Here is a 22,096-nt window from a genome sequence, read left to right on the forward strand (position 1 = left end):
AATGGACGTGGAAGCCCGTGGAACCGCTCAACGCACGCTCGATGCTCGATGCCGCGACCAGCGCCGCGGCTAAACCCGCTGACCAACCCTTTGTAGAGCGCCGCCGCCGGCTCTCACCCGCAGCCCTCGACGTCGTCAACCAGAAGGTCGCTCGCGCCTATTCGCCGATCGTGATCGCCGGCTTCGTGCGCGTGGCCGACTTCGCGCTGCTCAGCCTCGTCGGTATCGCGCTCTATGTCGGCTATGTCATGCCGCTCTCCGGCTTCAGCTGGGTCTATCCCGCGGAGGTCATCGCCGTATCGATCGCCGCCGTAGTCTGCTTCCAGGCCGCCGACATCTATCAGGTGCAGCTGTTCCGCGGTCAGCTCCGGCAGATGACACGGATGATCTCGTCCTGGTCGTTCGTCTTCCTGCTGTTCATCGGCATCTCCTTCTTCGCCAAATACGGCAGCGAAATCTCGCGGCTGTGGCTTGCCGCCTTTTACTTCCTCGGTCTCGCCGCGCTGCTCGCCGAACGCCTGGTGCTGCGCTCGCTGGTGCGTGGCTGGGCGCGCCAGGGCCGGCTCGACCGCCGCACCATCATCGTTGGCTCCGACAGCAATGGCGAGCAGCTGGTCGAAGCGCTGAAGGCGCAGGAGGATTCCGACATCCACGTGCTCGGCGTGTTCGACGACCGCAACGACAGCCGCGCGCTCGACACCTGCGCCGGCGCGCGCAAGCTCGGCAAGGTCGACGACATCGTCGAATTCGCCCGCCGCACCCGCGTCGATCTCGTGCTGTTCGCGCTGCCGATCTCGGCGGAAACGCGCATCCTGGAAATGCTGAAGAAGCTCTGGGTGCTGCCGGTCGACATCCGCCTCTCCGCGCACACCAACAAGCTGCGCTTCCGGCCCCGCTCCTATTCCTATCTCGGCGAGGTGCCGACGCTCGACGTGTTCGAGGCGCCGATCACCGACTGGGATCTGGTGATGAAATGGCTGTTCGACCGCGTCGTCGGCAGCCTCGCGCTGCTCGCGGCCCTGCCGGTGATGGGCCTGGTGGCGCTGGCGGTGAAGCTCGACAGCCCCGGTCCGGCGCTGTTCCGCCAGAAGCGCTTCGGCTTCAACAACGAGCGCATCGACGTCTACAAGTTCCGGTCGATGTACCATCATCAGGCCGATCCGACCGCCTCCAAGGTCGTGACCAAGAACGATCCGCGCGTCACCCGCGTCGGCCGCTTCATCCGCAAGACCAGTCTCGACGAGCTGCCGCAGCTCTTCAACGTGGTGTTCTCCGGCAACCTCTCCCTGGTCGGCCCGCGCCCGCATGCGGTGCAGGGCAAGCTCCAGAGCCGGCTGTTCGACGAAGCCGTCGACGGCTATTTCGCCCGCCATCGCGTCAAGCCCGGCATCACCGGCTGGGCCCAGATCAACGGCTGGCGCGGCGAGATCGACAACGAAGAGAAGATCCAGAAGCGCGTCGAGTTCGACCTCTATTACATCGAGAACTGGTCGGTGCTGTTCGACCTCTACATTCTCCTGAAGACGCCGATCTCGCTGCTGACCAAGAACGAGAACGCGTATTGAGCTTCCGTCATGCCCCGGCTTGACCGGGGCATCCAGTACGCCGCAGCGGCAGCTGTTTTGCGCAATGGCCGCCACGGCGTACTGGATCGCCCGGTCGAGCCGGGCGATGACAGCGGAATTTGTGACGACGAGTTGCGTAAGCGTATGAGCATGTGATGGCGTATGCGGCGACAGCCGGTGGAGTGAACGTTGCCGTACCGGCTGCGCCCGGCGTGCTGGCGCTGCAGCGTACGCTGGTGTGGCTGGTCGGCGCCTCCGGCGCGGTCGTCTTCATCGAGCCGAGCCCCTACGAGATCATGACGCTGCTCGCGGCGGTCACGTTCTTCGCCACCGGCCTGCGGCTGCGGCTCGCGCTGATGCCGCTGGTGCTGATGCTGGTCCTGCTCAATGTCGGCTACACGATCAGCGCCATCCCGCTGTTCGAGCAGTCCGAGGTGGTGAGCTGGATCGCGACCTCCTGGTACATGGCGGTGACCGTGGTGTTCTTCGCCATGGTCACGTCCGAGGATACCGCAGCCCGGCTCGACATGCTCCGCCGAGGCCTCGTGGTCGGCGGAATGATCGCCTCGCTGCTGGCGGTCGCCGGCTATTTCCACCTGGTGCCCGGCGGCAACGACCTTCTCACACTCTACGGCCGCGCGCGCGGCACGTTCAAGGACCCGAACGTGCTCGGTGCCTTCCTGATCCTGCCCGCGCTGTTTGCGCTGCAGAGCGTGGTTTCGGACAGACTGGGGAAGGCGTTCCGCAACGTCATCGCCTTCGGCATCATGTCGCTGGCGATCCTGCTCGCCTTCTCACGCGCCGCCTGGGGCGGCCTGGTGCTGACCTCCGCCTTCATGCTGGCGCTGATGGTGCTGACCAGCCGCACCAACGCGCAGCGCTCGCGCATCATCATCATGGCGATCGTCGCCGCCGTGCTGGGGCTGGCGCTGATCGCGGTGCTGCTGTCGTTCGATTCCACCGCCGAGATGTTCAAGCAGCGCGCGAGCTTCGACCAGAGCTACGACGAGGGCCGCTTCGGCCGGTTCGGCCGCCACATCCTGGGTGCGGAGATGGCGCTCGACCTGCCGTTCGGCATCGGCCCGCTGCAATTCCACCGTTTCTTCCCCGAGGACACGCACAATTCCTATCTCAACGCCTTCATGTCTGGCGGCTGGCTCTCCGGCGTGTGCTATCCCGCGCTGGTCCTCACCACCGTCATCATGGGCTTCAGGCACATCTTCGTCCCGGTGCCCTGGCAGCGCGCTTATCTCGCAGTGTTCTCCGCCTTCGTCGGCACCGTCGGCGAGAGCTTCGTGATCGACACCGACCACTGGCGGCACTTCTGGATGATGCTGGGCGCGATGTGGGGCATGATCGCCGCCGCGCAGATCTACAAGATCAGGGACGACGCTTCTTCAACTTGAGAGCCGGACGCTTTTCCGGCGGCGTGTCGAGCAGGCCCTTCAAGGCCTCGGTCGCCGCGAGCACACCCTTGTAGCCTTCGTTGGCGAAACGCAGCAGCAGCCGCAATTCCTCGTCGGAATAGCCGCCGAATACCTTCTCCATCGCCTGCTGCATCGGCACGTAGAATTGGCCGATCTTCATCGCCGCGTCCGGCACGACGGCGATGAAGACCTTGCGGCGGTCTTTCTCGTCCCGCTCACGGCGCACCAGCCCGGCCTTTTCGAGCCGGTCGACCACGCCGGTGATCGCGCCGGTCGTGAGGCCCGTGACCTCGGCGAGCCTCCCTGCGGTGACGCGTCCCTCGAGATACAGGATGTCCATGCATTCGAGATCGGAATTGGCAATTCCGGCAACGTTGGCAACGGTTTGCCCATAGAGCACGCCCTGCGCCGACGACCGGCGCATCGCCTCCTCAAGCTCGTGCAGCAGCGCGTTGCGCGCCTTCGTCCTTGACAAGGCCGACCTCATATCTTAGGCGATATATATCTTAGCCACTAAGAGATTTAGCGACCGTAATTCCTCCTAGCACCACGGAAACGTCGGGAGCAAGCCATGTCCTATCGACCACGCAAGGCCCTGATCATCGGCGCCGGCATTGCCGGACCCGTGGCCGCGATCCTGCTCCGCCGCGCCGGCATCGAGTCCGCGATCTACGAGGCCTGGCCCTATTCCAAGGGCATCGGCGGCGGCCTGCAGATCGCGCCGAACGGCATGCATGTGATGGACGAGATCGGGCTGGCGAACGAGTTGATCAGCCGCGGCTCGGTCGCGGAGGCCTTCGACTTCTATTCGCAGGGCGGCGCGAGGCTCGGCTCGATCAATCGCGACATGCAGCGGCGCTTCGGCCAACCCGCCGTGAACGTCTGCCGCGCCACGCTGAACGAAATCTTGATCGACAAGGCCTGGTGCGCCTGCGTTTCGCTCTATTTCGAGAAGCGCTTGATCAAGATCGAGGACCGCGGCGACCAGCCGATCATCGCCTATTTCGCCGACGGCACCACGGCCGAGGGTGACTTCCTGATCGGCGCCGACGGCGTGCACTCGATCGCCCGTCGACAGGTGGTGCCGGACGGACCGCAGCCCTTCAACACCGGACTGATCGGCTTCGGCGGCTTCGTGCCGCACGCCGTCCTCGACGGCAGGCCGATCGGCCGGCACGTCGAGACCACGTTCGGCCAGAGCGGCTTCTTCGGCTATGGCTATTGCAGCCCAGATCCCACGGACGGCGTGATGTGGTGGAGCACGCAGCCCGCGCAGGGCATGGACGCGGCTATGTTCCGCGCGCTCGACCCGTCGACGCTGAAGCAGCATCTGCGCGGCTTCCACCGCGGCTGGCACGACCCGATCCCTGATATCATCGAGGCCGCCGAGAACATCGTCGTCACCGACACGCTGGACGTCGCGACCCTGCCGACCTGGTCGCGCAAGCGCTCGCTGTTGATAGGCGATGCCGCGCACGCGACCAGCCCTCACGCCGGCCAGGGCGCCTCGCTGGCGCTCGAAGACGCGATGCGGCTTGCCCGCCTGATGCAGGAGGGCCAGGAGCTCGGCGCCACCTTTAGGGCATTCGAGGCGGAGCGCCGCCCGCGCACCGAGAAGATCGTCGCCATGGCGCGCCGCAACGGCAACAGCAAGCGCGAATTCAGCGCCACCGGCGCGTGGATCAGGAATCAGATGATCAAATTGTTGTTGCCGTTGGGATCAAAGAGCATGGATTTCATGTACGCATATGACGCGCGGGCAGCGTAGCGGCACGAACGCTGCCGTAGGGTGGGCAAAGGCGCAAAGCGCCGTGCCCACGATCTCGTCCTAATCGCGACAATGGTGGGCACGCTTCGCTTTGCCCACCCTACGGCACCGAGCTAGCTCTCAACGGTGAACGTCAGCCCCGCATTGTCCTGCAGCCGCTTGATCAGCTTGTGCTGCATCGCTGCGCCCGGGGTCCAGAACCCGGCCGGAACGTCCGCGGCGTCGCGGAGCAGGCAGATCGCGCATTCGGAAATCATCTTCGAGGTCGAGCCGTAGCCGGGATCGCGGTCGCCGGTGACGCCGGCGCGGACCTGGCGGCCGTCCGGCGCGATCGCGACATAAAGCAAATTGAAGAGTCCGTTGTCGCGCTCTTCCTTCGACGGCCCCTCGCCCGGCTTCGGCGCGTTCGGGCCGGTCTTCTCGGCATTGACCGCCATCACGCGCTTGGCGTTGGCCTCGCCCTTCTCGCCGGGACCGGTCAGGACCATCTCGTCGTAGACGAACTCGCGGCCGTAGGGAAAGCCCATCAGCATGTTGGAACGATGGACGTTGCGCGTGTTGATCAGTGCCATCATGAACGGCGCGGCCCAGGATTGCAGATCCTCCTCGTAAGCCGCTCTGTTGCCTTTCGGCTGCTTCGGACCGGTAAATCCGGGCGTCAACGCAAAATGGTCGTTGAGAATGGCGACGAGGCTGAGATCCTTGGCGACGGCATCGAAGGTCGCTTTCGCGCTCGCCGCGGTGCCGCCCGACAGGGTGCCGCGCATGTCGCGCACGCGGCCCTTGACGCGCGCAGCCGGCGCACCGAACACGCGCCTGGCCTCTTCCTGCACGAAGAACGTGCCGAGCTCGAACGGCACGGAATCATAGCCGCAGGAAAACACGATGCGCGCGCCGCTCGCCTTGGCCGCCGCATCGTACTTGTCGATCATCTGCCGCATCCAGACCGGCTCGCCGCAGAGATCGAAATAGTCTGTGCCCGCAGCGATGCAGGCCGCGAGCAGGTCCTCGCCATAGAATTGGTACGGACCGACCGTCGTGATCACCGATCTGGTCTGCGCCACCATCGCCTTCAGCGAGGCCGCGTCCGATGCATCCGCCACGATCAGCGGCGTATCCGCGGGCGCACCGATCGCGTCGCGCACCGATTTGAGCTTGTCGAGGCTACGGCCTGCCATCGCCCACTTCAGCGCCTTGTCGTCCTTGTAATTCGCCGCCAGATACTCGGCGACGAGCTGGCCGGTGAAACCGGTCGCACCGTAGACGACGATGTCGAATTTCGCAGAGCTCATGACTGGCCTTTACTTTTTCGCGTAACTTACGCCCATACCGGCGCGGACGTCGCTTTGAATGCCATAGGGCGGGATCGGATAGCGCAGGCCGTTCTTGGCCAGCGCCTTCATGCCTTCAATTGCCTTGGCGAGATGCGAAGGCTTCAAGGCCATCAGCATCTCCTCGTCCGGCACGCCGCCATAGCGCCGTTCGGCATAGCATGGCAAGGACAGGCTGGGCTCCCCGGTCTTGAGCGCCCGGCCCCAGGAATCCGCGCAAGCCGTCTCGCCGACGACGCCCCATTCGAACTTCTTGTAGCCGGTATATTGCAGCCCGTTGATCAGGATGATCATCTGACCGGGGGTCGCATAGACGAGGCAGATGTCGGGCGGATCGAGCCGGCCGCTGGCGAGCGGACTGACGGCAAGCGCCTCATAGTGTCCGAACGGAACCACGTCCAGCGCCTCCTGGCGCTTGCGCGCGTCCTCCGCGGTGCCGTGCCAGACCCCGACATAGTTCTCGCCGGCGAGCCATTTGTCGTCCTGCGGCGCAAGGCCGATCACCGCGCGGCACTGCGCGCCGACAAGGTCGTCGGCGGTGATGCCGACGGTCCAGCCGAGCCGTGCGGCCATGCTGACGATCTGGTCGGTGGTGTGGATCGCATTCGGCCGCCGGATTTTCGGGATCGCCTCCATGTCTGCGGCGCGCGCGAACAGCTTCATGCCGATCACATTCGTCTTCAGCCGCAGCAGGCTGTTGAGATCGGCGACGAGGCCGCCAAGATCGATGCTGTCTGCACTCTGCTGTTGCATGGCTTCCTCCGGGCCGGCGATCGTGCGCCGGTGTTGTGTTCTTATTTTGCAGCTCTCGTTCTAGTCCTTGCCCGGTCCCGGAAGCAACTCGCCGGTCCTGCCCATCAGCCGGTAAGCCACCAGGCCGATCCACTCGCGCACAGCAACTTCGGTTCGGCCCAGCCCGTCCGCGCCCATATTGGTGAAGGAGAAGAGATCGTCACGGCCGCCCATCCGCCAGTCCACGGGATAGGCCTCGACGTCAAATCCGGCCTTGCGGAAGATTCCCATCGAGCGCGGCATATGAAAGGCCGACGTCACCAGCAGCCAGCGCTCGCCCGGCTTCGGCGCCACCAGCTCTTTCGTGAAGATCGCATTCTCCCAGGTGTTGCGGGAGCTCCGCTCCAGGATGAGGCGCTGCTTCGGTATGCCGAGATTTTCGAGGATCGGCGCGGAGTAGTCGGCTTCCCGCGCGTCGGTCGCGACCAGGTTCGCGGTCCCCCCGGTAAAGACGATGCGCGCATTCGGATAGCGGCGCGCGAGCTCGGCCGGCGCAAACAGACGATCGGCGGCGTGCGCGACCACCGGCGTGCGATGCGCCGCCGACAGATCGGTGTCGACCGAGCCGCCCAGCACGATGATGCCGTCGGGCGCGCCACGCGAGGGATCCCACGCCGGAAACCGCGACTCCAGCGGGTAGATCAGGAGATTGCCGAGCGGCGAGAACGCCGCCAGCGCCAGCAGCACCAGCGTGGTCACCGCAAGCTTGCGGCCGAGCGCGGCAAAGCGCGTCGCCATCAGCACCAGCGACAGGATACCGAGCTCGACCATGAAGTTGATCGGCAGCAGCGCGGTGCCAAGCGTCTTGGAAAGCACGAAAAACAGGGGAGCCTCGCTGGAATGAACTGGCCGGTCCGCGGGGCTTGACCTGCCCGGCGATCTTCAGAAATCTTCTTGAAAGAGGATCGATCGCCGGGTCAAGCCCGGCCTGATGAAAGCGACCGGACGCGGCAAATGACCCATCACCACCTGCATTCCAGCTCCAAAACCTGCCATTGGGGCTTCTTCGAAGCCGCGCTCAAGCCCGTGCTGACGATCAAAAGCGGCGACGAGGTGACGGTCGACACCATCAGCGGCGGCGCCGACATGCTGCCCGATCGCGACAAGTTTCACATTCCGCCGGAGATGTTCGAGGTTCATGCCAATAACGAGCGCATGCTGCCCGGCCACATTCTCACCGGCCCGATCGCGGTCGAAGGCGCCCAGCCCGGCGACGTGCTCGCGGTCGAGATCCTCGATGTCCAGCTCCGGCAGGATTGGGGCTGGAACATGATCAAGCCGCTGTCCGGCACCCTCCCCGACGATTTTCACGAGACCCGCATCCTGAACATCCCGCTCGACCGGGCGCGGATGGTCGGCCGCATGCCGTGGGGCCTCGATCTGCCGCTCAAGCCGTTCTTCGGCGTGATGGGCGTGTCGCCGCCACCTGGCTGGGGCCGCATCTCCTCGCTGATCCCGCGCGCCATGGGCGGCAATCTCGACAACAAGGAGCTCGGCGCCGGCGCGACGCTCTATTTGCCGGTGTTCGTGCCGGGCGCGATGTTCTCCTGCGGCGACGGCCACGGCGTGCAGGGCGACGGCGAGGTCTGCGTCACCGCGATCGAGACCGCGCTGCAGGGCCGCTTCCGACTGACGCTGCGCAAGGACCTTAAGTTCGACTATCCACGCGCCGAGACGGCGACCCACTACATGACCATGGCGATGGATCCCGACCTCGACCAGTGCGTCGTGCGCGCGCTGCGGGACATGATCGCGCTGCTCGGCGAGCGGCGAAATCTATCGCGCGAGGATGCCTACACGCTGTGCAGCCTGGCGGCCGATCTGCGCGTAACCCAGACCGTCAACGGCGCCAAGGGCATCCATTGCATGATCGAAAAGGCGATCGTGCACGGCTGAGCCGGCCCGCTCCCCCCGACCTATCGACGCCACGCCGCCGCCGGGACTCTCGCGCGGCGCGCCTCGTCGCGTCTAATTTCCCGTGCGATTCCAACATGCTGAGCATCAAGCTCAGCCTGGATTTGACTTCCACCCCCGAACCTAAATAGAGTCTTAATCGTTACTTTTATGTACCCGAGTAAGAGGCTAGCGTTCGGGCCATGGCCACCGAAAAAGCCGAGACTGACCGTATTCCCGTAACCTTGGCGCTCTCGACCATCACCTATTTGGAGAAGCTGGTGAGACAGGGCACCCACGGCACCAGCGTTCCCGGCGTCGCACGTACCCTGATCGAGGAAGGCATCCGTCTCGCCATCAAGGACGGGCTTTTGTCGATTCGCGACAATGGCAGGACGTGAGCGCGCGCCGAACGTGAGGCGGACGGATCTCGGAAGGCGGATGGCTACATCTGCAACCTGGGACCGTGACACATGCCTGTTCTTTCACCCACCTGGACCGACGATCGCATCGAACTTCTGAAGCGGCATTTCGAGGCCGGCCTCTCCTGCCGCGAGATCGCCGCCGATATCGGCGTCAGCCGCAACGCGGTGATCGGCAAGCTGTCCCGCCTCAATCTCACGCGCGGCCGCACCATCGACGAGCGCAAGGTTCAGGACCGGCCGGCGCGAGCGCCGAGAGCCGTGCCGCGGCTGCAATATGAGATGCTCGCCACGATCTATGGCGACACCGACGCACCCGTGGCCACAGGTCCGATCGACGACGCCAATCGCTGCTCGCTGATGGAGCTGGCCGAGAACCGCTGCCGTTGGCCGATCTCGACGCCGGGCGCCGAGGATTTCTGCTTCTGCGGCAATGCCGCGCCCGACGCTCAGCCCTATTGCGCCGGCCACAGCCGCCTCGCCTACCGACCGAACTCACGCGCCCGCGTGATGCGCGGTTAGCATCTGCTTGACGCGTTTTCTTGACGCGAACCGGTATCCACTTTGCTCGAGACGCTGTGCCTCCCAAAAACGAAAAACCTCCGGCGGGGCATCGCCGGAGGCTTCTGGAGGCTTAGCGTGAAGCTAAGAGCCGCAACTTTCGTATTTGGCTTGGAGATATATAGCTTAGTAACTCATGTAAGTAAATAAATCTGCGGCAATTGAATCGCATAGCTCGTCTTCGCCGTCTGCACGGACGGTTGGATTGCGAAGATCTCCACAAACAAAAAGCCCCGGCGGTCTCCCGCCGGGGCCCTGTCGCATCGAGGGACGTCAAGCTTACCAGTTGCGCTGGGCGCGCAGCAGCATGCTGTAGGTGTCCTGGTCCTTCAGCTCGTAGGTCGCCGCCGGCTTGGCGACGCCCGTCAGTGCTCCGGTCGTGATCACGCCCGAGTACTTCTGGTCGAGATGGCTGTAGGTGAAGTCAGCCGAGAAGGTCAGGTTCTTCACCGGCGTCCAGCGTGTGATGACACCGACCTGGCCGATGTTGAAGTCCGGGTTGCAGGAGCCGGTCAGGGTGGCGAACGCCGCGCTGCCGCAGATCATGCTCTTCGCCGTGCCGCTGTAGTTGACCGCAGCCCACGCGCCGTACAGCGCCGTGTTCCAGTACGGGCTCCAGTTGTGGGTGAAGGCACCCCGGAAGCCGTAGGTCTTGGTCAGCTCGAGCTGCCCGCCCGGTCCGAACACCGCGTCGGACACGCCGGCGAAGCCGATGCTCTGATAGGCGGCATTCGAGCTGCCGAACATCGAGTAGCTGGTCGCGGCCAGCTCCTGGAAGTTGTAGCGGCTCGCGCCTTCGGTGTAGACGCCCGAGATGTTGATCACGTCGCCGGCGCCGGTCGGGATGTTCTTGATGCCCAAGGCGAGCTGAACGGCCCAGCCCCATTTGTCTTCGGGATGACCGGTGGCTTCGGTCGCACCGTAATAGGCGACATGGTTGTCGTGCGCGGCGACCGACGCCTGGAACAGGCCCCAGGCCTGGTCGACGCGAACCATGGCGACGAGGTCGGGCGAGCGGGTGCCGCCGAGGTCGTTGGAGCCGTAGGCACCGCCGAGAACGCCGGTGGTGGACATGCCCGCGGTGTTCCAGATGTTGGTCTGGAAAACCTGCGTCTGGTCCTGCGCCGAGAACGCGGCCGTCACACCCTGGCCGAAATCGGCGGTGTAGGTGAACTGGGTCACGCCGTTGGTGGTGCCGCTGCCGCCGACGAGCTGGTCGAAATTGTTGCCGGGATAGTTGATCCAGGGCGCGTCGAACTGCGACACGGCCTTACCCATGGTGAAGCCGGCGAACTGGACGAAGGCGTAGTAGACGCCGAGCGCGCCGCCGGAGAGATTGCCGTCGGTGCCGTTGATGTTGCCGCCGCTCGAGCCGGTAAGGCCGGTGCCGGCCGCGTTGAGGCCGATCGTGCCGCTGTACTGGGTCGCACCCGTGCCCGAACCGGTCCCGCCATAGCTGCCGGTCGTCCAGGTGAAGACCGCGTCGAAATAGGTGCGGACCACGCCGTACTCGGTCGCGGTGCGCGTGTCGATGTTGAGATCTTCACGAGCGCGCATCGAGTAGTAGTTGGTGAGGCGGTTGTTGGCCGCGAACACGCCGTTGTACTGGGCGCTGTAATTGCCGCCGGCGTTGAGCGCCACTTCGGCACGCACATAGCCGCCGAGCTTGATGCAGGTGTCGCTGCCCGGGATGTAGTAGAAACCCGCGCCGTACAGCGTGCAGATCTTGACGTACTCGACTGCCTTGGCCTTGACCGGAAGATCGGCCGCCTGGGCTCCAGCGACGGCGATCAGACCCGCCGCAGTGCCGAGCAAAAGGCTCTTCACCACTTTCATCTCAAAAACCTCCAAGTTGCTCATTTTACGGAGACCGGACCGTGAGGCCCCCCAAGATCCCCGTCTCCATCAATCCGCTCGGCCGCTTTCGGACACACCCGCTTTAGACGCAAGCAACGTGAGCGAACCACCTGCAACGGGACGATCGAGAACCCCCCACCGTCAGGGACCAATATGCCTGCGTCGTTGGCTAATCAAAATAGTTTATTAAGTCAGCTTTCCGGTTTTCGCTAAGCCTGTGCCCCGCGCGCAACACCGGGGCAGGGCCAATCGCTGACCTGATCATCTTTGTAGTTTTAGTGACGAAATTACCCTGCCCTGCACTTGCGTCAGAGCAGGCTTGCGTGGACTATGGCCCTCCACGAACACCGGCCTGAACAATCGGTTCACGGGAGTGACGCTGTGTCCGCGACGAGGAAAGAAGGAGCGCGCCTGCGCTCGATCGGCAATCTGGATATCATCAGGCGCTTCACCTGGGAGATATCGTCGATCAACATGTATCTGGAGGAGCTGCGTCAGTTCTGGGCGAAGACGCTCGGCATCAGCGGTCCGCAATGGCTGATCCTGATGGCCATCTCCGATCTCGACAAGGACGACGGCATTCCGGTCAACGTCGTCTCCAAGCTCCTCCACGTCGATCCGTCTTTCGTCACCACCCAGTCCAAGCTGCTCGAAAAGAAGGGCCTGCTGCGCCGTCGCCCCTCGCCGACCGACGCCAGGGTGGTCCGGCTGTCCCTGACCGACAAGACCCAGAAGCACATTGCAAGCCTCAATGAGCAGTACAAGACGATCCGCGAGTTCGTCTTCCAGGAGTTCGACGAGAACGAATTGACGGAATTCACCGGCAAGCTCGCGACGCTGAAGAACCGCCTCCAGAAAGCCTGCGTCCGGATCTCGCTCGACTTCTAGGGTCCTGGGGCCCCGCGCTCAGAACCGCCGCGCGGCGGTGCCGAGCCGCGATTCGAGCCAGTCGAAGATGTATTCGTTGGCAAGGCTCGGATTGTCTGCATGGGCCTGCGCCGCGCCGGTTTCGGCCGCGGTGAACACCTTCAGCATGACATCCGAGGTGGCGAGCCGGGAGCTCTCGACGATCTGACGCGCCCGGTCGGCCTTGAGCCAGCCGTCCTCGCCGAGCGTGATCAGCACCGGACAGTCGGCGCTGGAGGCCATCAGCGGCGCATGCGGCACCGGCACGATGCCGACGTCGCTCATCGCAAATCGGCTGGCAAAGAAGGCCCGCTCGTGCAGGTCCCACAGGCCGCCGTCGCAGACGGCGGCGGCAAGCCGCGGCTCCTGCAACACCGCGCGCGCCACGAAGGACGAGCCCCAGCCGTCGGCGATGATCCCGACCCGGGCGAAATCGATGTCGCCGCGCGTCTCCAGATAGTCCATGACGCCGGGAATCGCGCTCTCGAGATCCCGGCGCCGCAACAGCGCGTCGAGATAGTCGTCGCGCTGGTCGCCGAACAGGTCGAGCGCCAGCATCGAGAATCCACGCTCGCGCGCATGCGGCACGAGCTTGAACAGGAATTCCTCCTTGCGATGGCCGGGCTCGCCGATGCAGATCACGGTCGGAGCCCGTCCGCTTTCCGACGGCGCGGGAAGGAAATAGCCCTGCAGCGCATGTCCGTCGAGCCAGGGGATCGTCACGACTTCGCCGGCCGGGCCGCGCGCCGCGAGGTAACGGCGGGCACATTCCTGCATCGCGAGCACCGCGACCCAGCGGCGCTCGTCGGCCGGGTCGAGCGGCATCGCCGCCGCACCGTAGTAGTTCATGGCGCGCAGCCAGTTGCGCTGCGCGCTCGCCATGTGGCCTTCCGCGAACGCGGCCTCGGCGCGCTGCCGATTGGCCTGCGCGAGCTTCTTCCACTCGCGATGCCAGGACCGGTCGTCGCCGCGCTTCAGCTGCCGCGCGATCATCAGGCATTCGGCGATCGTGGCACCGCCCTCCTGGGCCGCGGTCAAGAGCCGCGTAAATTCAGCGGAGATGTCCTCCCGCTCCGGGCAAAGGATCCAGTCGTCGGAGAGGCATGCGGGAATCATCGGAGCTACGCTCTATCATCGCGTTATCCCTGATTGACTAAACTATTTCAGTTTACCGACCAAGCAGCCGTGCACCGAATGAGAGCCGTTCGAGATCACCATCGCTTGAACGAAACGGCCCCCTCGCATGCGTGACATTCCAATTCGTCATGAGGCGATGAGCATTGGCAGGAGGTGGCACGTACAATTACCTGCGCGCCTCTTGCCATGATGATTATCATACCTATATCCGCGCGCCTTTCGAGGCGATCTCAACCGAGCCGCCAGCCGACCTCCTGCGTAAAGCTATCGTAGAAGGCGCGGTCGTAGGCCTGCTCCGGCGTAGCGCGCACGCGTTCGTCGAGACGCTTGGCGTCCTCGCCGACGAGGATGCGCCATCGCTCCGCCTTGACCCCGTCGAGAATGATCTTCGCGGCCTGTGCCGCCGTCGTCGGCGCATCCTCCAGGAAGCTGCGGGCGCGCTCGGCGAACGCCGCCTGGATGTCCTCGTCCGACATCTTGTCGGCATCCGGCACGCCGGCCGCGACCATCCGCTTGCGGGTCAGCGCGACCTCGTCCGCGTTGAGCCGCTCCGACCCGTCGGCGCTCTGCACCTTGCGCGAATTGGAGACGATCGAGGTGCCGATGTGACCAGGCATCACCACCGAGCATTTGACGTGCGGGGCGTGCAGGCGAAGGTCGTTGATCAACGCTTCGGTAAATCCCTTCACCGCGAACTTGGCCGAGCTGTAGGCGGTGTGCGCCTGGCCCATGCCGATCGAGGCCCAGAAGCCGTTGACGCTCGCGGTGTTGACGATGTGGGCCTCGTCCGCCGCGACCAGCATCGGCAGGAAGGTGCGCACGCCGAGATAGACGCCACCCCAGCAGATATTGAAGGTGCGCTCCCACTGCTCGCGCGTGTTGGTGAACAGGCTGCCGCCACCGCCGATGCCGGCGTTGTTGAACAGCAGATGGATCCTGTCGGTCTTCTGCTGCTCGGCGAGCTCGTCGCGAAAACGCTTCAGATGATCCTCGATCGAGACGTCGGCGACATGCGTCGTGACGCGCAAGCCTTGCGGCAGCTTCTCGATCTCGCAGAGCCGCTTGGTCTCCGCCATCGCGGCTTGCGAGACGTCGCACATCGCGACATTGCAGCCCTCGGCAACGAGTTGCCGCGCGAGCTCGCGCCCCATTCCCGTGCCGCCGCCGGTGATGACCGCGATCTTTCCTGCGAAATCCTTCATGGGACTTTCGGCCCCTCCCTTGTCGGTATGTTTCTTCACAGCGCCGCTTGCCGGACGCGCGCACGAAATGTAGCAGCGCCGCATCCGCAAATGAAAGCGGATCGGCGAAGCAATCTTCGGCATCAATTATTTCGGCGTGCGGACTATTGGCCTGCAGTCGCCACGCTGTCGTTGCAGATGAGAGGAGACCGCGAAGCGGTCGTCTCGAAGGACGAGGCGCTTGCTCAATCGTCGCCGGAAGCACCCGCGATAGCCCGGCCGTTGCGCGGGAGCGTCCGCGGCGCTGCTGCCACAGTTGGGGCAAAAGTGCCCGGTTCCCGTATTTGTCCGGCTTCGGTTTATGGGTAATTTTTTTACAATCCGAATCGTCAAATGGACTCCGGACGCTGGGTCGAGTCGGCCAGGCCAGCGTGTTGTTTGCGTGTCACAGGCTCTGGCACTCCGCTTGCATCCTCTTCGTGGTCTGAAACTACCGATGAGGTGACAGGAATGTTCGTGACCGTCGTTGCCGTGCTCTGCCGGCTGAGTGCAGCCAGCTCAGGCAGTTGCATCGAGGAAATCGTGACCGACAGCAACATGACGCCCGAGATGTCGTTGATGCAATGTGCGATCGGCGCACAGGCGCCTTTGGCGAAATGGATGGGCGAGCATCCGATCTATCACGCCAATTGGCGCCTGGATCGGTACAAATGCGTGCCCGGCCATTACGAGATCAAGGGCCACGCCTAAGGCCCCGCAAAACTACTGATCCGAAGACGACGGATACGAGGAAACGCCCGGGGGCCGCTTGTCCCTTCGCGGGCACTGCCAGCGCCAAGCCCCAGCGAGGCGGCGCGCGCCCTGTGACCACGGTCACACGCTTCTCCCATCACGCCACCGCGCGCATGATGAGCGCCCGCGCCTTGCGCCCCTCCGGGGTCGGCATCAGCGCGTAATTGTGCGGCTGGTCACGCAGCAGATGCAGCTCGACCGGCACGCCCACCGCCCTCGCCCGCTCGGCGAGATCGACGCTGTCGGGGTAAAGCAGATCGCGCGTCCCTGCGAAGATCGTCATCGGCGCCAGTGCACGGAAGGTACCGTTGAGCGGACTGACGAAGGGATGGCCGATATCGAGCTCGCCGGCGTAGAGTCGCCCGGCCTCGACGATGCCCGGAATGTCCTGGATCGGATCGCGCTTTGCGATCTCGATCTGCTCCGGACGGCTGACCGAGGCATCGGCCGCGGGCGAGATCAGCATCATCTGGTCCGGCTGCCGATGCCCGCGATCGCGCAGCCATTGGCACGCCGCGAGTGCGAGCCCTGCGCCGGCCGAGTTGCCTGCTACCGTGACCTTCGCAGACCCGGCGTCTTCCAGCAGCATGCGCAACAGCTCGGCCGTCGCCGGCACGACATCCTTCGCGGTGGCGCGCGGTGCCAGCGGATAGATCGGCACGACGCACACGACGTTCGCCTTGCGCGTTATCTGGCCTATGAGGCGCCAATGCGCCGGCACGATCTCGTTGATGTAGCCGCCGCCGTGCAGGAACATCACGAAGTTGCAGCCCTCATGTCCCGACGCCGGCGCGGTGTAATAGACCGGCCAACCGCCCATCTTCGTCAGCGTCACCTCGACGTCGCGCCCCAGGTTCGGCGGCTCGAACGAAGCCGGCTGCAAGGCGAGCTTCTGCACATGCGCCTGCACCGCTTCGGCTGATGCCAGCTGCTGCTTGTAGGGCAGCAGGGCGAGCAGCGCGTTGAAGCCGCGGCTCTGCAGGCTCGGCCCGGGCTCGCGATTCCGAGGTGCGCAAAGATCTGGACAAAACTGCAGGGCCGACACGATCCTTGCGACGCTCATGGTCAGTTCTCCGCCTGGCTGGGCATCCATATGGCGACGAAGAGGCTTGCCGACAGGTCGCCATATGCGCGTATAATGCGAGCATTCGCTCGCTTTTCCTACTCGCATTCGGATCGCAAAGCCCATGGCGCGCACGCCGCCGACAAAACCCCGGAAAAACGCTTTGCAGGCGCGCTCACGCGCCACCGTCGACGCGCTGGTCGAGGCGACTGCTCGCATTCTGGTCCGCGACGGTTTCGAGAAGGCCAGCACAAACCGCATCGCCGAGATCGCCGGCGTCAGCGTCGGCTCGCTCTACCAGTATTTTCCGAGCAAGGAAGCGCTCGTCGCCGCCGTGATCGACCGTCACAACGAGGAGATCATGGGCCTCGTCCGCACCGCGCTCGCGGAAGTCGCCGACCTACCGATCGACAAGGCGGTGCGAAAGCTCGTCACCATCGCAATCGAAGCCCACCGCATCGACCCGAAACTGCACCGGGTGCTCGCCGAGCAGATCCCCCGCACCGGCCAGCTCAAAGACGTCGAAGCCTTCAACCGCGAGGTCCATGACCTCGTGCGTACCTATCTCGAAAGCCGCCGCAAGGAGATGCGCAAGATCGACCTCGACGTCGCAACCTTCGTCTGCGTCAGTTCGATCGAGGCGGTCGCGCACAACACGGTGCTGAACGGACCCGAAATGCTGTCGGAGAAGATGGTGCGGACGCTGGTCGACGAGACGACGCGGATGGTGGTGGGGTATTTGAGGTAGGCGGCCCTTAGAGAGATCTGATCCAGGCTCAAAAGTGATAGTTCACGCCCACTCGCGCCACGTGGAAATCCGCCCGGCCGAAATTCGCCGTGTATTTGGACAGGGTCGGGCCAATGCCCGTTGCGAGTGCGGTGGCCGTCACTGACGATTTGCCGAGGTCGACGTAGAGATATTCGGCCTTGAAGCTCCAGCGAGGCGCAAAGCGCCATTCGCCGCCTCCACCCACCGTCCAGCCAGCCTGAATGCGGGAATTGCTCCCCATAAGGCAGGTCAATCCCGTTGTACAAGCAAATGAAGTGCCGCCGACGGAGATACTGAATCCTGCAGGCGGTCCGTTTACGATGTAGTCGTCAAATGTGGCCACCCGACCAAAAGCGAAGCCGCCGGTCCCATACAGAAGAACGCTGGGCGAGACCAGCGCCCCAAAGCGCCCACGAATACTCCCCCACCAATCAATCTTTTGCTCGGCCGAGATGGTCTGTGTGAAAGCTGGGGGCAGAATCGGCACCGTTTCGCGACCGCTTCCGCGCAAGCTGGATGCGCTCAAGTCGCCTTCAACGCCGACGAGCCATTGGCCGCCCAGCTGCCAATTGTAGCCCGCTTGCAGGCCCCCCGTTACACCATTCATCGAAAAATCGTGAGGGCTGAGAGCAACCTGTCCCGCAAACGGAGCTACAAGCGGGACTCCGGGATTGAAAAGGAAAGCGGAAGCGGCGTCACTCGTAAAACCCACGGACCGGTTTGCCCATGCGCCACCAACGTTGCCGCCTACATAAAATCCCGTCCAGCTTGGGCTGGAGTCAGCCGTGCGCGCTTTCGTGAAAAGTGCGGGGCTTTGGTCAGCAGCTTCCGCCCCCGACGCGACACTCGCCAAGACTGCTACAGCAGCCAGTGCTCTTCTCACGGGACGCCCCTCCGCGATTCCAACGCGCCCGAAATTCTTAAATCATGTTGACGCTGCACGCTGTGACGCCAGGGCAACACTCGCGGAACGTTGCAACCCAAGCGGAAACGTGCGGCCCGCGGTAAACCCGGCCGAAAAGGAATTTGATTCTTTGAAAAATGGTCGGAGCGAGAGGATTTGAACCTCCGACCCCTAGTCTCCCAGGCGACGGCAGATCGTTGCTTCTACGGGAGAATTTTTGGAAACGACGGAGCGGCTTCGGTTTGCAAAGACAGGGTCTTTTACCGAAATTGTAAACCGATCGGGAGGCTGCGCACGGCGCCAGCGAACGGCCGAGCGTGGCTGTGCTTGATACACACTTTGCTACTATGTCGTGATCTGGGACGATCTTCACATCGGCCGCATTTTCAGAACCACTGCCGTCGGCGGCGGCGCCGATTGGTCCTGTCATGCTTTCTGCCCAACGTGCCGCAGCGGAGTGCCCATCGCGGCCACGCCGCCAGCATGGACGCGGCCAAGATGGCGTTCCGATCCGCTTGGGCGGCTTTGCAATCGGACCTCAGTTACGACGAGATCAAGCAGGCGCGCGTGACCGACGCCGACCGCAGCCGTCCCTGGCATAAGGGCGCATGACGGGAGCGCCGGCGAGTTCGACGAGCCGATCGCGCTGGCTTCCCAGGAACGAAGGCCCGGGGATGAGATTAAGAGTCTCGCTGGCTTGCCGCCGAGCTGGCGGAGCGGACCCCGGCCCATACCCCCCTAGCGCCCCTGCGAGCCGGGGCCGTCTCTCCGCTGCTTTTGTATCGGAGTATGCGTATGCGTTCCTCGCCCTCGATCGTGCCGGCCGATCGCCTCGACCGCGACATCTACCTGGTGCTTGAGGATTTCGGCGCGGGTGCCGGGTGCGCATGGCGTGAGACCGACGAGGCCGACACCGATCTCGAGACCGTCCTACAGGACATCCTCTCCGGCCAATATGCCTATCCGCTTCGGATCGTGCGCTTCAATGCGATCGAGGGCTGGTCCCGCGACGCGACGTCCGACCTTGCCGACGCGCTGGCCGAGCGCGCCGCCAACTCCGACGCCGAGATCTCGCCGGCTCTGCAGGATTTCATCAACGCCAACGCGACGCGACGATTTGACCTGCAGCTCGCCCTGCCCCTGCGCGGCGCTGCCCGATGACATCTGAAGGCAGGCCTGTGGGCTCGGCGAAATGCGCCGCGGCCGGCCGGCGCGCGGGGCGAACATGCCATTCACGGCCGCGTGTACGAAGCCAATTGAGGCCTCCAACGAAGCGAAGCTGAAACAATGCAATCCGATACTGCGACGGTAACGACCGTTGCGGGAGGCTCAAATGCGTAGCCTGATTTTCGGTACGGCTCTCCTGGCGCTGGCGACCATCGGATGTTCCACGTTTATTTCCGCTGCTCTTTCTGCCGCGAGGGATGCAAAGGCCGCAACATTCTCAGAACGGTTCGCGCCGGCAATGACTCTCCCAGCCGGCTAGGTCCGCCAGCGTGAAACGGCGAGCCGATTGCGACCGCCTTAATGGGGAGCTTTGCCTTCTCGGTTGAGCAGCTCCAGTCGTCGTTCTAGCTCTTGCTTCTTCGCCGCAAGCTTCTCCGCCAAAACATCATTGACGACGGTGTGGAGTCGCCACAGCTCTTCGAGAGACATGCTCTCAAGAGGCTTCCGATCCATGAATCCCCCCGACTCACGTATCGCACAAGGTTAGCGACAAAAACGAGACACTGCCACTTTCTCCCGACGAGATTCACATTTGCGAATGAAGGTACAAAGGTGAATGCCCTCCCTTAGCTTGCTGGGCATATTGGTTGGGAGCATGCTGCATTGACTGATAACATTCCGGCGCAGAGCCGATATTTCGTTCGAATGGGCGGCAAGGGTTGGATGGTTTACGATCGAGTACGCAAGGGCCCGACACTGATAGGGACCGCCTGGGCAGCCAATTTGACAAAGGAGCAAGCCGAACAAATCCTACGCTCGCTTACTTCTTCGGCCGCGGAGAAGCCACTTTCTGCAACCGACCGAGGCCCACGCTAGCGCGATACCGGAGCGGCCTCAAAAGGGCGGCCTCAGCTGGGGCGGCAGCTGAGGCCATTGGGGTCTGCTCCGGCTTCAGGGGGGCTTAGGATGGCCGGAGCAGAGAGACAATTCGCCCGATTGCCACTTGTTCCCGATCTCGCAAATTGAGCGGGAAGTCTTATTTTCGGTCCATGCGTATGACGTACGAGCTCTGCTTGGCTACCGCCGCCAAGCACGTCCCTTCAGGGCCTGACTGGATCCACGAGGTAAAGTACGACGGCTACCGAATGCTGGTCATTCGGCAGAACGAGCGGGTGCGCCTCCTCTCTCGCAACGGTACGGATTGGACCAAGCGCTACCCCTGGATCGTCCAGGCCGCGCTGAAGAACCGCGAGCGGCACTTCGTCGTCGACGGAGAGGCCGTGGTGCTCGGCGTCGACGGCGTCTCCGACTTCAACGCCCTGCATTCGCGTCGGCATGATGACGGGGTGCAGCTTTACGCCTTCGATATCCTTGTGCGCGGCGGCGAAGATCTGCGGCCCCTGCCCCTCTCGCTGCGCAAGAGCAACCTGGCGCGCTTGCTGCGCGGCCGGCCTGACGGCATGTTCGTTGCGCCATTCGAGGCAGGCGAGATCGGGAGCGAGCTCTATCGCGCCGCGGTTCGCATGGGCCTCGAGGGGCTGGTCTCCAAGCGTCGCGATCGGCGCTATAGCAGCGGTCGCTCCAAGGACTGGATCAAGGTCAAGAACCGGACGCATCCCGCGATGTCGCGGGTGATGGACGCCCTCAATAGCCCTTCCGTTTGATGCGGTAGTGGTCCCGATCTGAACACGGGAAAGCCGCGGTCATGTCAGCTGTCTGGAGAGGACCGAACGTCACATGATCGTTCGCCTGACGGCTGCTCATGACCCAATTCGGACTTGGTTTGCCATGGGCGATTCAAGCCCTTCCGAAAATGAATTTAAGCGGTTCAGTCTGAGTATTTTTGTAGTATCCTGTTGGACCTTCCAGCTCCGCAATATTTGGGAGGAGGTTTGGATGAACAAGTCCTTTGCCGGTGCCATTTTGATCGCGTTGGCAAGTTCTGCGATGGCTCAAGATGCGATGAAGGTGGTCAAGCCCGATGGGTTGACGTGGATAGAGCATCCGGTCTTCAGGGGCGCGCAAACCGCCCTCTTGATCGGTGACCTAACAAAGGCCGAGACGATCGTCCAGCGGGTCAAATTCCCGCCGAATTATAAAGTTCCGCCGCATACTCATCCCTATGCCGAGGTCGTCACCGTGATGAGTGGCAGCTTTGGGAACGCCATGGGGGAAAAGTTTGATCCCTCGAAAGGCGAGATATTGAAGCCGGGCTCCGTCTTCACGCTGCCGGCGAAGCACCCCCACTATGTATGGACGACAAACGAAGAAACGATGGTCCAAATTGTATTCACCGGGCCGGGGGGCATTGTGTTCATCGATCCAGCCGACGATCCGCGCAAGAAGTAAAAACGAAGCGCCGAAGCATAAAAAGAGGCCACCTCAATCGGGTGGCCTCTTTCGTCATTCCGACACCGGCGCGATGTGGGCTGTTGGCCCTTAGCGGACCTTCACGGGGATGCTCGCTGAGGGCCGCTTGTGACCCTGGCTGTGTGAAAACGCTGCGCTTGATGTGATTCGCGCGATATGATTCCCGCACGATTTGCGGGGGGCTGGAATGA

At 63.6% G+C, this 22,096-nt stretch carries 23 protein-coding genes; 14 read left to right on the forward strand and 9 right to left on the reverse strand.

Translation table 11 applies throughout. From position 1 onward, the window contains the following. Nucleotides 1-17: 17 nt before the first annotated feature. Genes GGD67_RS34025 through GGD67_RS34035 form a run of 3 tightly spaced genes read left to right on the forward strand, consistent with a single transcriptional unit; the run spans nucleotide 18 to nucleotide 2,971 of the window. Nucleotides 18-1,565 carry an undecaprenyl-phosphate glucose phosphotransferase gene (locus GGD67_RS34025; protein ID WP_177237148.1) on the forward strand — a complete coding sequence of 516 codons (1,548 nt, stop codon included), beginning with the start codon at nucleotides 18-20 and terminating at the stop codon, nucleotides 1,563-1,565. A 9-nt stretch (nucleotides 1,566-1,574) separates the two neighbouring features. Beyond that, on the forward strand, nucleotides 1,575-1,721 hold the full coding sequence (locus GGD67_RS34030; RefSeq protein ID WP_179738869.1) for a hypothetical protein: 147 nt from the start codon (nucleotides 1,575-1,577) through the stop codon (nucleotides 1,719-1,721). Continuing rightward, entirely contained in the window at nucleotides 1,721-2,971 is a 1,251-nt protein-coding gene (locus tag GGD67_RS34035; RefSeq protein WP_179738871.1) for an O-antigen ligase, read from the forward strand. Before GGD67_RS34030 ends, GGD67_RS34035 begins: the two co-directional genes overlap by 1 nt. On the opposite strand, the gene GGD67_RS34040 is transcribed toward GGD67_RS34035, so the two are convergent. Continuing rightward, complete coding sequence (locus GGD67_RS34040) at nucleotides 2,946-3,416, reverse strand: MarR family transcriptional regulator (protein ID WP_049814971.1); 471 nt, start codon at nucleotides 3,414-3,416, stop codon at nucleotides 2,946-2,948. The genes GGD67_RS34035 and GGD67_RS34040 overlap by 26 nt on opposite strands. Nucleotides 3,417-3,563: 147 nt before the next feature. Here GGD67_RS34040 and GGD67_RS34045 point away from each other — a divergent pair, with 147 nt between their 5' ends. After that, nucleotides 3,564-4,760: an FAD-dependent monooxygenase gene (locus tag GGD67_RS34045; protein ID WP_179738873.1), complete on the forward strand. Its 1,197-nt coding sequence runs from the start codon at nucleotides 3,564-3,566 to the stop codon at nucleotides 4,758-4,760. 113 nt (nucleotides 4,761-4,873) lie between these two features. Here the strand turns inward: GGD67_RS34045 and GGD67_RS34050 are convergent, their stop codons facing one another. From GGD67_RS34050 to GGD67_RS34060, 3 genes are read right to left on the reverse strand one after another with little or no spacing between them, the layout of a single operon-like run. Then, nucleotides 4,874-6,052: a trans-acting enoyl reductase family protein gene (locus GGD67_RS34050; protein WP_179738875.1), complete on the reverse strand. Its 1,179-nt coding sequence runs from the start codon at nucleotides 6,050-6,052 to the stop codon at nucleotides 4,874-4,876. 9 nt (nucleotides 6,053-6,061) lie between these two features. After that, nucleotides 6,062-6,844, reverse strand: a complete 783-nt coding sequence (locus tag GGD67_RS34055; protein ID WP_179738877.1) for a DUF169 domain-containing protein — start codon at nucleotides 6,842-6,844, stop codon at nucleotides 6,062-6,064. Between the two features lie 60 nt (nucleotides 6,845-6,904). Further along, entirely contained in the window at nucleotides 6,905-7,654 is a 750-nt protein-coding gene (locus tag GGD67_RS34060; protein WP_210286740.1) for a YdcF family protein, read from the reverse strand. A 183-nt stretch (nucleotides 7,655-7,837) separates the two neighbouring features. Here GGD67_RS34060 and GGD67_RS34065 point away from each other — a divergent pair, with 183 nt between their 5' ends. The 3 genes from GGD67_RS34065 to GGD67_RS34075 all read left to right on the forward strand — a co-directional run bounded on the left by GGD67_RS34065 (nucleotide 7,838) and on the right by GGD67_RS34075 (nucleotide 9,720). Continuing rightward, nucleotides 7,838-8,779: an acetamidase/formamidase family protein gene (locus GGD67_RS34065; RefSeq protein WP_179738879.1), complete on the forward strand. Its 942-nt coding sequence runs from the start codon at nucleotides 7,838-7,840 to the stop codon at nucleotides 8,777-8,779. A gap of 200 nt (nucleotides 8,780-8,979) precedes the next feature. After that, a complete protein-coding gene (locus tag GGD67_RS34070; RefSeq protein WP_007603456.1) occupies nucleotides 8,980-9,177 on the forward strand; it encodes a hypothetical protein in 198 nt (65 codons plus the stop codon). 72 nt (nucleotides 9,178-9,249) lie between these two features. Next, nucleotides 9,250-9,720, forward strand: a complete 471-nt coding sequence (locus GGD67_RS34075; protein ID WP_179738881.1) for a GcrA family cell cycle regulator — start codon at nucleotides 9,250-9,252, stop codon at nucleotides 9,718-9,720. Between the two features lie 318 nt (nucleotides 9,721-10,038). Here GGD67_RS34075 and GGD67_RS34080 read toward each other — a convergent pair whose 3' ends face one another. After that, a complete protein-coding gene (locus tag GGD67_RS34080; RefSeq protein ID WP_026202300.1) occupies nucleotides 10,039-11,595 on the reverse strand; it encodes a porin in 1,557 nt (518 codons plus the stop codon). Nucleotides 11,596-11,997: 402 nt separating this feature from the next. Here GGD67_RS34080 and GGD67_RS34085 point away from each other — a divergent pair, with 402 nt between their 5' ends. Next, nucleotides 11,998-12,504: a MarR family winged helix-turn-helix transcriptional regulator gene (locus GGD67_RS34085; protein WP_026202299.1), complete on the forward strand. Its 507-nt coding sequence runs from the start codon at nucleotides 11,998-12,000 to the stop codon at nucleotides 12,502-12,504. 18 nt (nucleotides 12,505-12,522) lie between these two features. On the opposite strand, the gene GGD67_RS34090 is transcribed toward GGD67_RS34085, so the two are convergent. Together GGD67_RS34090 and GGD67_RS34095 are read right to left on the reverse strand one after the other, a co-directional pair. After that, the gene (locus tag GGD67_RS34090; RefSeq protein ID WP_179738884.1) at nucleotides 12,523-13,638 is read right to left on the reverse strand and encodes a S9 family peptidase; all 1,116 of its coding nucleotides are present in this window, start codon (nucleotides 13,636-13,638) and stop codon (nucleotides 12,523-12,525) included. A 251-nt stretch (nucleotides 13,639-13,889) separates the two neighbouring features. Beyond that, nucleotides 13,890-14,861 (reverse strand): SDR family NAD(P)-dependent oxidoreductase, encoded by a 972-nt coding sequence (locus GGD67_RS34095; protein ID WP_092257788.1) that lies wholly within the window; start codon nucleotides 14,859-14,861, stop codon nucleotides 13,890-13,892. A gap of 489 nt (nucleotides 14,862-15,350) precedes the next feature. Here GGD67_RS34095 and GGD67_RS34100 point away from each other — a divergent pair, with 489 nt between their 5' ends. Beyond that, nucleotides 15,351-15,590: a hypothetical protein gene (locus tag GGD67_RS34100; protein WP_092257446.1), complete on the forward strand. Its 240-nt coding sequence runs from the start codon at nucleotides 15,351-15,353 to the stop codon at nucleotides 15,588-15,590. A gap of 139 nt (nucleotides 15,591-15,729) precedes the next feature. Here GGD67_RS34100 and GGD67_RS34105 read toward each other — a convergent pair whose 3' ends face one another. Further along, complete coding sequence (locus GGD67_RS34105; RefSeq protein WP_179738886.1) at nucleotides 15,730-16,695, reverse strand: alpha/beta hydrolase fold domain-containing protein; 966 nt, start codon at nucleotides 16,693-16,695, stop codon at nucleotides 15,730-15,732. A 163-nt stretch (nucleotides 16,696-16,858) separates the two neighbouring features. Here GGD67_RS34105 and GGD67_RS34110 point away from each other — a divergent pair, with 163 nt between their 5' ends. Beyond that, nucleotides 16,859-17,443, forward strand: coding sequence for a TetR/AcrR family transcriptional regulator (locus GGD67_RS34110; protein WP_246784364.1), 585 nt, complete (start codon nucleotides 16,859-16,861; stop codon nucleotides 17,441-17,443). A 28-nt stretch (nucleotides 17,444-17,471) separates the two neighbouring features. Here the strand turns inward: GGD67_RS34110 and GGD67_RS34115 are convergent, their stop codons facing one another. Beyond that, nucleotides 17,472-18,347 carry an outer membrane protein gene (locus GGD67_RS34115; protein ID WP_179738890.1) on the reverse strand — a complete coding sequence of 292 codons (876 nt, stop codon included), beginning with the start codon at nucleotides 18,345-18,347 and terminating at the stop codon, nucleotides 17,472-17,474. A 504-nt stretch (nucleotides 18,348-18,851) separates the two neighbouring features. On the opposite strand from GGD67_RS34115, the gene GGD67_RS39830 reads away from it, so the two are divergent. The 4 genes from GGD67_RS39830 to GGD67_RS34130 all read left to right on the forward strand — a co-directional run bounded on the left by GGD67_RS39830 (nucleotide 18,852) and on the right by GGD67_RS34130 (nucleotide 21,884). Beyond that, complete coding sequence (locus GGD67_RS39830) at nucleotides 18,852-18,980, forward strand: hypothetical protein (RefSeq protein WP_283814170.1); 129 nt, start codon at nucleotides 18,852-18,854, stop codon at nucleotides 18,978-18,980. Nucleotides 18,981-19,163: 183 nt separating this feature from the next. Then, on the forward strand, nucleotides 19,164-19,529 hold the full coding sequence (locus GGD67_RS34120) for a hypothetical protein (protein ID WP_179738892.1): 366 nt from the start codon (nucleotides 19,164-19,166) through the stop codon (nucleotides 19,527-19,529). Nucleotides 19,530-20,584: 1,055 nt separating this feature from the next. After that, nucleotides 20,585-21,199 carry an RNA ligase family protein gene (locus GGD67_RS34125; RefSeq protein ID WP_179738894.1) on the forward strand — a complete coding sequence of 205 codons (615 nt, stop codon included), beginning with the start codon at nucleotides 20,585-20,587 and terminating at the stop codon, nucleotides 21,197-21,199. Between the two features lie 73 nt (nucleotides 21,200-21,272). After that, a complete protein-coding gene (locus GGD67_RS34130) occupies nucleotides 21,273-21,884 on the forward strand; it encodes a cupin domain-containing protein (protein WP_245283266.1) in 612 nt (203 codons plus the stop codon). The last annotated feature ends 212 nt before the right edge of the window (nucleotides 21,885-22,096 follow it).

The sequence above is a fragment of the Bradyrhizobium sp. IAR9 genome (assembly GCF_013408065.1).
In the GTDB taxonomy this organism is placed as follows: domain Bacteria; phylum Pseudomonadota; class Alphaproteobacteria; order Rhizobiales; family Xanthobacteraceae; genus Bradyrhizobium.

Bases quoted from the DNA above. Each gene is read 5' to 3' on its own strand.
- GGD67_RS34125 (WP_179738894.1), top strand. From the start codon at position 20,585: ATGCGTATGACGTACGAGCTCTGCTTGGCTACCGCCGCCAAGCACGTC.
- GGD67_RS34080 (WP_026202300.1), bottom strand. From the start codon at position 11,595: ATGAAAGTGGTGAAGAGCCTTTTGCTCGGCACTGCGGCGGGTCTGATC.
- GGD67_RS34035 (WP_179738871.1), top strand. From the start codon at position 1,721: ATGGCGTATGCGGCGACAGCCGGTGGAGTGAACGTTGCCGTACCGGCT.
- GGD67_RS34050 (WP_179738875.1), bottom strand. From the start codon at position 6,052: ATGAGCTCTGCGAAATTCGACATCGTCGTCTACGGTGCGACCGGTTTC.
- GGD67_RS34120 (WP_179738892.1), top strand. From the start codon at position 19,164: ATGCGTTCCTCGCCCTCGATCGTGCCGGCCGATCGCCTCGACCGCGAC.
- GGD67_RS34075 (WP_179738881.1), top strand. From the start codon at position 9,250: ATGCCTGTTCTTTCACCCACCTGGACCGACGATCGCATCGAACTTCTG.
- GGD67_RS34070 (WP_007603456.1), top strand. From the start codon at position 8,980: ATGGCCACCGAAAAAGCCGAGACTGACCGTATTCCCGTAACCTTGGCG.
- GGD67_RS34130 (WP_245283266.1), top strand. From the start codon at position 21,273: ATGATCGTTCGCCTGACGGCTGCTCATGACCCAATTCGGACTTGGTTT.
- GGD67_RS34095 (WP_092257788.1), bottom strand. From the start codon at position 14,861: ATGAAGGATTTCGCAGGAAAGATCGCGGTCATCACCGGCGGCGGCACG.
- GGD67_RS34055 (WP_179738877.1), bottom strand. From the start codon at position 6,844: ATGCAACAGCAGAGTGCAGACAGCATCGATCTTGGCGGCCTCGTCGCC.
- GGD67_RS34065 (WP_179738879.1), top strand. From the start codon at position 7,838: ATGACCCATCACCACCTGCATTCCAGCTCCAAAACCTGCCATTGGGGC.
- GGD67_RS34045 (WP_179738873.1), top strand. From the start codon at position 3,564: ATGTCCTATCGACCACGCAAGGCCCTGATCATCGGCGCCGGCATTGCC.
- GGD67_RS39830 (WP_283814170.1), top strand. From the start codon at position 18,852: ATGGACGCGGCCAAGATGGCGTTCCGATCCGCTTGGGCGGCTTTGCAA.
- GGD67_RS34040 (WP_049814971.1), bottom strand. From the start codon at position 3,416: ATGCGCCGGTCGTCGGCGCAGGGCGTGCTCTATGGGCAAACCGTTGCC.
- GGD67_RS34105 (WP_179738886.1), bottom strand. From the start codon at position 16,695: ATGAGCGTCGCAAGGATCGTGTCGGCCCTGCAGTTTTGTCCAGATCTT.
- GGD67_RS34030 (WP_179738869.1), top strand. From the start codon at position 1,575: ATGCCCCGGCTTGACCGGGGCATCCAGTACGCCGCAGCGGCAGCTGTT.
- GGD67_RS34090 (WP_179738884.1), bottom strand. From the start codon at position 13,638: ATGATTCCCGCATGCCTCTCCGACGACTGGATCCTTTGCCCGGAGCGG.
- GGD67_RS34060 (WP_210286740.1), bottom strand. From the start codon at position 7,654: ATGGTCGAGCTCGGTATCCTGTCGCTGGTGCTGATGGCGACGCGCTTT.
- GGD67_RS34100 (WP_092257446.1), top strand. From the start codon at position 15,351: ATGTTCGTGACCGTCGTTGCCGTGCTCTGCCGGCTGAGTGCAGCCAGC.